The organism is Microcoleus sp. MOSTC5, assembly GCF_036701825.1.
Lineage (GTDB): Bacteria > Cyanobacteriota > Cyanobacteriia > Cyanobacteriales > Microcoleaceae > Microcoleus > Microcoleus asticus.
On sequence record NZ_JAUBRK010000035.1, the window covers coordinates 72,452 to 83,262 of the forward strand.

Annotated in this window: 9 protein-coding genes; 2 read left to right on the plus strand and 7 right to left on the minus strand. The window is 43.3% G+C overall.

The window, feature by feature from the left end:
* Positions 1-61: 61 nt before the first annotated feature.
* The 4 genes from QUA54_RS19960 to QUA54_RS19975 form a co-directional block, all read right to left on the minus strand.
* Positions 62-205, minus strand: coding sequence for a hypothetical protein (locus QUA54_RS19960; RefSeq protein ID WP_333415991.1), 144 nt, complete (start codon positions 203-205; stop codon positions 62-64).
* Complete coding sequence (locus QUA54_RS19965; protein WP_333415992.1) at positions 202-4,524, minus strand: WD40 domain-containing protein; 4,323 nt, start codon at positions 4,522-4,524, stop codon at positions 202-204. Before QUA54_RS19965 ends, QUA54_RS19960 begins: the two co-directional genes overlap by 4 nt.
* A 7-nt stretch (positions 4,525-4,531) precedes the next feature.
* Entirely contained in the window at positions 4,532-5,908 is a 1,377-nt protein-coding gene (locus QUA54_RS19970; protein ID WP_333415993.1) for an ATP-binding protein, read from the minus strand.
* A gap of 121 nt (positions 5,909-6,029) precedes the next feature.
* Complete coding sequence (locus tag QUA54_RS19975) at positions 6,030-7,220, minus strand: M20 family metallopeptidase (protein ID WP_333415994.1); 1,191 nt, start codon at positions 7,218-7,220, stop codon at positions 6,030-6,032.
* Between the two features lie 293 nt (positions 7,221-7,513).
* Between QUA54_RS19975 and QUA54_RS19980 the strand changes: the two genes are divergently transcribed.
* Positions 7,514-8,980, plus strand: coding sequence for a glycosyltransferase family 87 protein (locus tag QUA54_RS19980; RefSeq protein WP_333415995.1), 1,467 nt, complete (start codon positions 7,514-7,516; stop codon positions 8,978-8,980).
* A 136-nt stretch (positions 8,981-9,116) separates the two neighbouring features.
* Here QUA54_RS19980 and QUA54_RS19985 read toward each other — a convergent pair whose 3' ends face one another.
* Positions 9,117-9,320 (minus strand): ribbon-helix-helix domain-containing protein, encoded by a 204-nt coding sequence (locus QUA54_RS19985; RefSeq protein ID WP_333415996.1) that lies wholly within the window; start codon positions 9,318-9,320, stop codon positions 9,117-9,119.
* A gap of 188 nt (positions 9,321-9,508) precedes the next feature.
* On the opposite strand from QUA54_RS19985, the gene QUA54_RS19990 reads away from it, so the two are divergent.
* A complete protein-coding gene (locus QUA54_RS19990) occupies positions 9,509-9,742 on the plus strand; it encodes a hypothetical protein (protein WP_190663608.1) in 234 nt (77 codons plus the stop codon).
* Between the two features lie 44 nt (positions 9,743-9,786).
* On the opposite strand, the gene QUA54_RS19995 is transcribed toward QUA54_RS19990, so the two are convergent.
* Together QUA54_RS19995 and QUA54_RS20000 are read right to left on the minus strand one after the other, a co-directional pair.
* Positions 9,787-10,545, minus strand: a complete 759-nt coding sequence (locus QUA54_RS19995) for a DUF3226 domain-containing protein (protein WP_333415997.1) — start codon at positions 10,543-10,545, stop codon at positions 9,787-9,789.
* Positions 10,542-10,733 carry a hypothetical protein gene (locus QUA54_RS20000; RefSeq protein WP_333415998.1) on the minus strand — a complete coding sequence of 64 codons (192 nt, stop codon included), beginning with the start codon at positions 10,731-10,733 and terminating at the stop codon, positions 10,542-10,544. The genes QUA54_RS19995 and QUA54_RS20000 overlap by 4 nt, the downstream gene beginning before the upstream one ends.
* Between the last annotated feature and the right edge of the window lie 78 nt (positions 10,734-10,811).

The following is a 10,811-nucleotide window of genomic DNA, read 5'->3' on the forward strand; positions in this document are numbered from 1 at the left end:
TAAATCTGTCATTGCGGGTGAAACGCAGCGATCGCAACTTTTGCGATCGCTTTACATTCTGTTACACGCTAAGGTTTATAGCAACCACCAAAACGGTTAGGACATTCTTAATCGCTGAAATCCTTGCTAATTCTTCCTTCTTCCTTCTTTTTTCTTCCTTCTTCCTTCTGCTATATTTGCACCTACCGACTGATTGGCTAATCATTTATTCTGAGCACTAATCTGATCGCAGAGGTGTTTCTCGCTTTCCTCAGCATTATTCTGCAAATAGTCGCGCAGCCAATCGCAGCCTTGCACCAGCATTTCATCTAAACTTTTAATTCGCCACAACCGGGCTGTATTGTCCTTTGATGCCGTAGCGATGTATTTGCCGTCGGGACTAAAACTGACACTCTTTACCCCATCTTGATGTCCTTTAAATTCTTGTATCTGCTTGCCTGTTAAATCCCACAACCTTGCTGTATTGTCCGCTGATGCCGTAGCGATGTATTTGCCATCAGGACTAAAACTGACACTATTTACCCCATCTTGATGTCCTTTAAATTCTTGTATCTGCTTGGCTGTTAAATCCCACAACCTTGCTGTATTGTCCGCTGATGCCGTAGCGATGTATTTGCCGTCGGGACTAAAACTGACACTCCATACCCAATCTTGATGTCCTTTAAATTCCTGTATCAGCTTGCCTGTTAAATCCCACAACCGGGCTGTATTGTCCGATGATGCCGTAGCGATGTATTTGCCGTCGGGACTAAAACTGACACTCTCTACCGAACCTTGATGTCCTTTAAATTCTTGTATCAACTTACCTGTTAAATCCCACAACCGGGCTGTATTGTCCGCTGATGCCGTAGCGATGTATTTGCCGTCGGGACTAAAACTGACACTCCATACCCAATCTTGATATCCTTTAAATTCCTGTATCAGCTTGCCTGTTAAATTCCACAACCTTGCTGTATTGTCCGATGATGCCGTAGCGATGTATTTGCCGTCGGGACTAAAACTGACACTCCATACCCAATCTTGATGTCCTTTAAATTCTCGTATCAACTTACCCGTGACATCCCACAACCTGGCTGTTTTGTCCGATGATGCCGTAGCGATGTATTTGCCGTCGGGACTAAAACTGACACTCGATACCGCCTCTTGATGTCCTTTAAATTCTCGTATCAACTTACCCGTGACATCCCACAACCGGACTGTTTTGTCCCATGATGCCGTAGCGATGTATTTGCCGTCGGAACTAAAACTGACACTCGATATCGAATCTTGATGTCCTTGAAATTCTCGTATCAACTTACCCGTGACATCCCACAACCTGGCTGTATTGTCCCATGATGCCGTAGCGATGTATTTGCCGTCGGGACTAAAACTGACACTCGATACCGCCCTTTGATGTCCTTTAAATTCTCGTATCAACTTACCCGTGACATCCCACAACCTGGCTGTTTTGTCGAATGATGCCGTAGCGATGTATTTGCCGTCGGGACTAAAACTGACACTGAATACCGCTTTTTGATGTCCTTTAAACCGATTTTGTTCTCGGATGTTGTCGAGAATCTGGTTGAGGGAAATCTGGGGAGTAGATATCGGGTAATCTGCAAGGGAACGAACATTTTTGAGAGTAGCTTTGAGTTCTTTCCCAGTCTTCACGGCTGAGATTAAAGCATCTATTTGGTTATAGCCAAATTCAAACTGTCTCAAAGCATCACTTGCCGATCGCTCTAATTTTGTCAATTTCTGTGCCTTGTCCACTTGCTGCCACGCTACTCCCATTACAGTTGCAGCACCAATTAAGCTAATGCTAAATATCGTTGCACCAATACTACTGAGCCATTTAACTTGTCGCTTTGCTGCTGCTGACAACTGTTCTGCTTTCTGCCGCGCCTCTGCTAATATCTGCTTTTCAGCTTCAGTCTGCTTGACTTTTTGGCGTAATTCTAGTAATTCCGCACCGCGCTGTTTGCGGATAAAAGGCACTAAATAATCGTGGACAAGTTGGTAGCGTCTAATAGGAGTTGCTGGCACTTCTAACACCAATCGCGATTTAACGACAATCTCGATAACCAACTCTAATCTTTTTGATTTGGTTCCTAAATCTGCTGCTAATTGAACCAAAGTTTTCTGAGGACGGGTATTTTTTTCATCCGTCAGCAAGTACAAGACAAGTTCGGCAATATCTTTATTTTCCTTGCCGCAGTCGGCGATAACTTCTGCTAAAAATTCCTCAACCACTTTTAGCTTAGCCTGATTGCCAAGTTGCTGATATTCACTCAGTTGAGTAATCTGCCTTTTTTCCAGTTCCATTCCCGCGATTTGCAGTTCAATCGGCCGCACTTCCCGCATTTCACCTGCTAAATCTTCTACCAGTGCGTTTACCAAATCTTCCGATAAGTCAAGTTGAGAGATTTTTGTTAAGGTTTGGAGAACAATTTTAGCATCGGGTATCGAAAAATTACCCAAGTAATAGCATATTTTTTTATTGAGAATGTCGTTATCAATCATCGATAAATGGGTCGTGCGATTCCATTCTAATAAGTAGAAAAGATAATCTTCACGCAGCGATAGGATAATTTTGAGTTCACCAATCTGATTTAGACATTCAGCCAAAAAATCATATAATTCTCTTCGGCTACTTTGGTCTTGATAAACAAAGAAAAATTCTTCAAACTGATCAAAAATTAGTACCGTCAACAAATGGCGATTTTGATTCAGTCGCAACTGTTCCAAAATAGCCGCAGGCGTGTCAATAGCAGTAGATAAACTCTCACCTTTTATTTTTTCAATTCCCGATCGCAAACACTGACCGCAATCCTTCGCCCAATCGTGATAAGACTGCAATAAAACAGGCAATACATCCCGCGCTTCAAAAGTTGTAAGTTGCAGGGCTGGAACTAATCCCGCTTGAATAATCGAACTTTTTCCTACTCCCGACTGTCCGTGAATGATTGTCAGCTTACAAGCAGGTGTACCTATCCGTTCAATTATTCGTTTAACATCCTGCGACCGCACGGAAGCGGCGACAATTTCATCAACAATTTCAGCTTTTGACAGACCGGATTCTAAACCGATATCAATTATTTGTTGCGGCGGCTGCAAGCGACCGGCACCGATAAAAGCTTGCAATCCATATTTGCTTTTAACTGCTTGTTGTTCGAGTTTGATATCAAAGGCTTTTAAATATTCGCCTTGCTCAAAATACAGAGTTCTCAACTCTTCTAAAATCCTCAGATAAAGCTGCACATCATCTTGAGGCTGGGTAATTAGTTTCGCTTGTGTTAAAGTTTCTATAATCTCAAGAGGGGAAAAAACTGACTGACTCCCCCCCTTAGCAAGGGCGGGCTGGAGGGGGTTAACTGTCGAACAGGGGATAAGATTTCGCTGCCCTTTTGCCAAAAGTAGCAGATACAAACCAGTATCTTTTTTATTTATTCCTGCTTGTTCCAAAACCGACAATGCTAATTTAGCCGATTCGCAAGCTTTTTCCCACTGAGATTGTTGCAGCGCCACCTCAGCCAAAAAGCCGTAATCTTCAGCTAGTTGACTCAGAGTGCCGTAATTTACGTGTATTTTTAATGCTTTTTTAGCTAAATTTTCCAACTCTTCCCAAGCTTGTAAAAGTCGCAGCACTTCGCAGAGCTCGCTAATACATTTCGCAGCTAAATCATGTCGCTGCACTTGCTCAAAAATCTCCAGAGATTGCTGTAAATACTTTCTAGCTTCTTGCCAATAACCTTGATTTCCAGCCCGGTGCAATTCAGCTTTGCGGTTGTAAGCTTCAGCAATCTTCTTGCCGACAATTCCTTGTCTTTCTAAGTGGCGATTTTGCTTCCAAAATGTCAAACTTTCCTCATAATGTTCGATCGCTAAATTTATTTTATTTTTATGAAATGCAACTAAACCCCCAATAAATAGCCAACTTGCGTGCAATTCTGGGTTTAATGTTTCTCCAAAACTTGACAGGTCATTCCTCAAAGACTCAATTTTACAGTCATCTAATTTGAAATTCTCAACATCAGCAAAAGCTTGACTTGCTTTTTGCCACAATAAATTCATCAAATCATCGGGCGGCATAGTAAACTGAATTGGAGGAGGAGCCCAAGACTTCAGATCGTTAGCCGATCGACTAAATTTAGACAGTACAGAATCCGTAACCCATAATATCAAAGGAAAAGCAAAATCTTGCTTGAATTGATCTCGCGCTCTATTAGCCCCCGCTAGCAGGTCATCAATAGCAACCACCGATTCTATACCAACAACTATCAAAGCTTTCGGCGGTTGCTCTTGGACGGCATTGAGAATGGTTTGATAAAGTGTTTTAGTAGCAGGTTCGAGGGCTAATTCTTGATATTCAACAGTCGAGCGATCGCGCAGTTTTTCCAGCATTGCAGAACGCAAGCTAGCATAATTGCAGCGCACTATAGTTAAAGAAAACTTTCCTTGAAATCTGGCGATCGTCCGTACCAAAGTAGATAGCGATCGCTCATTTTCGGCTGCAATATCTTCGGCGGGATTTGAGTTTACCATAATCTCACTAATTTTGCTGCTGCCACAGCTTAAATTTGTCAGTTTCCATCAACAGCGGATTCAACGCAAACCAATTTCCTTGAGTATCTACATATTCAAAAACCCACAGGTTTCGCAGCAAATCTTGGTATTCTTTATCTCCATTAATGCTTTGTTCTTTCACCACCTTAAACAGTAATTCCCACTCATCATTATCAATGCCGCGAATCAGAGTGTCGCGGGAACTGCGAATCACTGATTTCAACACATTTTGCGAAATTGGAGGGTCATCTTGCTGCAAGCAACCAAACAGCATTCCCATCAAGTTTCGCAGATGACCTCCGCTGACTCGACACAATTCATCTAAAGTTTCAGGACTGTCAAAAACTTGGGTAATTAATGTGATATGTTCCTCTGGCAAAACATCGGGAAAGGCCCGCGACATCACCATGCGCCGCAGCAAATTCATCCCCTCAACACATTCGCTGCCGTCTCTATTCTTTACTGGTACCATTGGCAAAACTTTCGGGTCAACTCCGCCCCCCAAGCGATTTTTCAAAATTTCACTTTCATTGCCAAAAATCAATCCCAGCGGCAGGGTATAAACTAAATGGCAATTCAGTTGCCGCAACTGATCGCCCCGGTCAATAAAGATATATTCTGGCAACAGTCGCCCCGCTGCATTGGGTCGAGAAACTATCCGGTCTAAGTTGTCAACAATCACCACCAATCCTTTTTTACCCCGCTGCTTTAACTGATTAATTGCTACATCAATAATTTCTTGATTAATCAGTTCTAACATTTTATTCGCTTGCGGTTCCATGTACTGTCTCAGTTTAGATCGCAAGTCGGGATTGCTTTTGGTTTTGGCAGTAATTTTGGCAATACCTAAAGGCAGAGAAACTTCCAGATTTCCGTCTGTATTGCCCTTGTATTTGCTGCCAAAAAGTTCTCCTTCAGCTTCTAAAGTCACAGGGGTTTGTAAAAAATCCCAACTATTTTTTAAGAATTCTTTAAAGCGCTGGGGCTGCAAGGAAATTTTGCCCTCTTCCAAGCTTTGCGTGACTCGCCGTGCGATCGCTAACATGATATCTGTCAAATCGAGATCCATTTCATCGAGGTCTTGTGTTGACTCGAAGTAAACTACATGAAAACCCTCATCTGTCAACTCTTTTTGCAGCCGCGATAATTCAGTAGACTTGCCGCAACCAATATGTCCGGTAAATAATTGGCAAGTCGGTTTATCTCGTGCCAGACGGGTAATTGTTCGTTTGAGTATGTTAATAATTTTCCCGCCGCGCACCTCAGCAAAATCAATGTAGTAGCGAATATCTTCTGAATTTCCCAACATGAGGGAGTGACTGGGGTTGCAGGCGTCGCAAAATCTATTGAAATCTAGGTTCATAAAATTTTCTAAATTAGTTATTGTAGGGTGGGTCAGGGTTGAATGTTTTACCAGAGACTAAACATTTTTGCCGCTAAGTACCCTACGGTTAGTTAGCTGACCACCCATACGTCCCAGACTATTAGTGTGAACCTGGATGCTGTTTCCAATATTGGTAGGCCGCATAGGCTAAGGTGACAGCGCCGGTCACAATGGCTGCTTCATCGACCTCAAATTGCGGGTGATGGAGGGGATAGTTCGGTTTGTCAGTCAGTCCCACTCCTAAGCGAAACATGGTTCCCGGTGCGTGTTCTAAGTACATCGAAAAATCTTCCGCGCCGAGGGATGGTTCTGGTAAAATTTCGACGCGCGATCGACCTAAAGCTTCTAAAGCCGCAGTTTCGAGTAATTGCGTGAGTTTGGGGTCGTTTTGGACTCCGGGGACGCCGCGCTTGTAGGTGAGTTCGTACTTAGCGCCGTAAGTCGCGCAGACGCTGGAAACAATTTGTTCGATCCAAGCCGGTAGTTTTTCGTGGGTTTCCGGATGAAGCGATCGCACGGTTCCCAGCAATTTTACTCGATCGGCAATTACGTTCGGCGCTCGTCCGCCGTTAATTTGCCCGATCGTCAAAACCAGCGGCCTCAAAGGATTTTGCGTGCGGCTAATTGCCTGCTGCAAGGTGGTAATTATCTGAGAAGCAATCCAAATTGCGTCGATCGCCTCGTGGGGACGCGCACCGTGGCCGGATTCGCCCATCACAATCAATTCTATGTCATCTGCCGCCGCCGTCAGGGCCCCGTGGCGGATACCGACGCAACCGCCGGGAATCGTCGGAAAAACGTGCACTCCGAGGATGCCGTCAACATCTTGCATCGCCCCGTCTTTAATCATCCATTGAGCACCTTGGGCAATCTCTTCCGCCGGCTGAAACAAGAAGCGGACGTGACCGGGCAATTTTTCCTCTAGCTGAGACAATATCATGGCTGCGCCCAAACCGACCGTGGTGTGGATGTCGTGGCCGCAGGCGTGCATCACTCCCTCGTTGCGGGAGGCAAATTCTAAGTTTGTGCGTTCTTGAATCGGCAAAGCGTCCATATCGGTGCGAATTGCCAGCCACCGGGACTCGCTGCTGTGGCCTTTGAGTTCGCCGAGGACTCCTGTTTTGCCGATTCCTTCGATCGCGCGGACTCCGCTGGATGCGAGAACTCCGGCTACGTAGGCGGCGGTTTGATATTCTTGCCCACTAAGTTCGGGGTGGGAGTGGATGTGGCGGCGAATTTCGATTAAGCGGGGTGCTAGGGTGGCGGCTAATTCTTTGATGCGGGGAAGCATGAATTTAGTTGGGGAGTGCGGTACAAGCTGTAGTCAACTAGGTTAACGCATATGTTTGGGGGTGAACAGGGTTACAAGGCGCAAAAGTGCGATCGGGCTTTTAGATAGCAATTCTATTTCGTTTGGGAATAAGATTTTTTTTCTCACCGCAGAGGACGCAGAGAAAAGATAGAAAAGAGAGTTAGGTAGAAACCTGGAACAAAAGTCCATATTCTAGGTTCAAATGCTGATTTTTAGTTGATAATCTCTGGCTGTGATATCATCAAAAAGTAATTTTATTAAAATTATTTAATATGATTAGCTTTGGATTCTGGAATGTAATAATTCTGATTGCAGTCGCTTTGTTTCTAAAACTTAATTGGCGATTAGATAGCGAAAAAACAGCATGGCAAGATTCTTTGTTTTTAAAACATCCTTCGATCCAAAGGTTGACTCTGTTTTTTCGTCAACCTATTGTTAACTTTATTTTGCAAGCAGTTATTGTATTAGTGGTGACGAGATTTCTCACTTATACCGGTTGGTTGGTTTACAATCTGACTAATCGGCCCGATCCGCCTTACTGGGATTTTAAGTGGTTTTATGTAGCGAGTAGATTAGCCCATCAGCATTTGAGTCCCTTTAATGTCGAGGTGTTTAACATCGGTTTCTGTAGCATCACAAAAGTGTGCGGGTTTATTCCATCTTTTGTTTATCCACCTAATATTATTCCTCCGCTGTGGTTTTTGGGCTATTTCCCGATGAAGACTGCTTTCACAATCTGGACTTGGCTGCATCTTATTGCCACAGGTTTTGTTTTATGGGGAGCGAATATCTTGTTGGTGTCGCACTCACGAGCTTTTCGGACTATTTGTAGTATATCAGTTGCATTCCTCTACGGTTTTGTCTTCGATCTTCAAGTTGGCAATGTGGCAACTTTTATTGCGGTTCTGCTGTTATGGATGTTTATTTATGCTAGAAAAGATCAGGATGTAATTGCAGGAGTTTTATTAGGAATTGCATTTTTTAAACCTACTTTACTTATATTATTTATTCCTTATTTTTTAATCAAAAAACGGTTTAAGCTAGTGTGTATATCTATAATCACGGCAACTTTTTTGACAGTTATAGGTCTAGCTGTAACGGGCAATTCCTTAACAGAATTTATACAGGATGCGACTCGTGGATTTCGACTCTGGCTCAATGATCCATCGAATAATCCTTATATTTCTATGAGCCGCCTTGATTTAAGGGTTATGGGACCGAGATTTTTCCCCGCGAGTCCCTTCGTGGCGAAGCTATTTTCTGACTTGATTATTCTGGTGCTAGTTGGTTTAGTGAGTTGGTATTTTTACAAAAAACAATCTCGTACTGCTTGGTCAAAAAAGGTTGACTTATCTGAAATGGTGCTAATTTCTACTTTGAGTATTGCTATCAACTATTCTCAGCCAACCAGTTCTGTGATGTTAGCACCTGCGGTGGTTTTTTTGCTGAATGATTTATGTTTTCAGATTAAAAATTGTGCCTTCTCTAGGCAAAGAATGTCGGTTTGGTTATTGGGCGTTGGCTGTGTCATGGTGCAAACCGCAGTGATTCATGGCGGGCTGTTGGTGTTTCTAGGAAGGCGGTGGAACTGGAAGGGGGGGGAATTGCCTTATTTGTTTAAAGTAACTATTTTTTCACTACCGAGTTATGCGATTTTAGGCCTTACGTTAAGTGTTTTAGTCTTAGCGATTACATCTCTTGGTCAAAAACAGGTTGCTGAATTTGACCGACAGAACTGAAGCAGGAAATAGACATTCATCTGGCCAAGAGTAAGTAATAGGTAGCGTGTGCACCATGTTTCATCTCTCTCTTCTCTTCCTCTGTGCTCTCTGCGTCCTCTGCGGTTAAATCATTCAGAAACAACCTTAAATGATATTACTCGTTGCTATCGCTTTTTTGTTGCTGCGATCGATCGTCGTTTTGAATTCTCCCCTCAGATTTAGCCTCATCTACTGCTTCTTGAATTAATGTCAACACCATATTCGAGACCGGCCGATAATGCGATTTGGCTAACCGCTCTAGGTCTGCTTTAAGTTCTTCTGGAAGATATACAACTATTCTGGGGAGTTTTGCTGGCAAGGCTGTTATTTGTGCTTTTACTGCCCTATTGTACCTTTTTTTGACCTCTACAGTATCAATTTCACCCTCATGTGTTGACTCGGAGTGCATACCGTGATACTTTAGAGTAGACACCAAACAAAACCCCCACCGCTCAGACTCGCAATCGTTCGGTGGGGGCTTGAACTCCCATATTTAGGAGAAACTGTATGATATCACAGCCAAAATCAGTTCCCGAACTGCTCCGGGAAGAAATTCCTGATGTACCTCAAGGTAAGCAACCGATTCGTTTGCTGTTGTGTGGCGTTCCCAAAGCGGTAGACAGCATCGTTAATCTGTTGCACGTTTTAGGTTTTGCAGAAGTTGGGGAATGGAGCCCGCCTCTACCATCGCCGATAGCGGGTGAGGTAATTCGGATTTTAACCCGTTACTGGAAAGAGTAATCTTTGAGGGCGATCGCACTTTTTTTGTGAAGTGCGATCGTCCATTAACTCACTTCCAAAAGTTGCCTCAAAAACTCAATAAAATTTGCCAAAGCAGGAACCTGCTGTTGCGTCTGTTCGCTGACCCAATTATTATCAGCAATACTTGTTGTATTAGTCTTCCCCGGTTTGAGAACACTGACAACAGTAGCAACTAAAGCTTTCCGATCATCAAACGGGCCCCAGTGATTTTTGTGTTCCTCAGACAGGCCATTCAAATAAGCCAGCCCGCAATTCATAACTTCAGGATAGACAACGTTGCCGCACTCGCACAATAAATTATCTAAAACACCTTGCTGCTGATTATCTGGCAAAACATAAATTCCTGTTCGCGGTGGCCCTTCCTGACAAATCCCAGCCTGATTTGGAAATCCCGGAAAATCATTCTGAAACTGCTGAGAATAGTCTCTAGCAACAGTATCAGGATGCTTCTTGTCAGAATCAGCAACTATTCCAAAGGCTGCAATATCTGCTTTATATTCAGGATGGTTAGCAAAAGTTGCTTTAACATTTCTTCCCAAATTGCTTCCTTCCCCAGAATAGATAGCAACAGAAAGAGTGTCATTCAACAAGATAGAAGGCATATCAAGACGCTTGTATAAGTTTCCCTGTCTGGGATAAGGAGGTATGAAATTGCGCCAAAATGGTTCTAATTTGGATTCTTGTCCGTCAAAAGATTGAAAGCCCAGGAACTTGAGCACTTTGCCTACAAATGCTTGATCTTGTGGGCCTTCTACTCCGATGAGTGCGTAACTGCGGTTCACCTGCGAACCTGCTGTCCCAACTCATCCCGAACTATATGGAGTGTTTCTCTATCTAACCGAATAGCTTTAGTTTGTGACTCCCGTTTCTCTAAACGATAAAGAACTAAGTCTGTCTCCGAATCGCTAGCATCCAACATCGCATCAACTGTTTCTAAACTATGGGTAGTTACAAATAATTGAACATTCATTAGATTTATGTTATAATTAGAGGTTTTAAATTTCATCCCCTAGAGCTAACTCATAATTGTAAATTGCTGACAACAAAT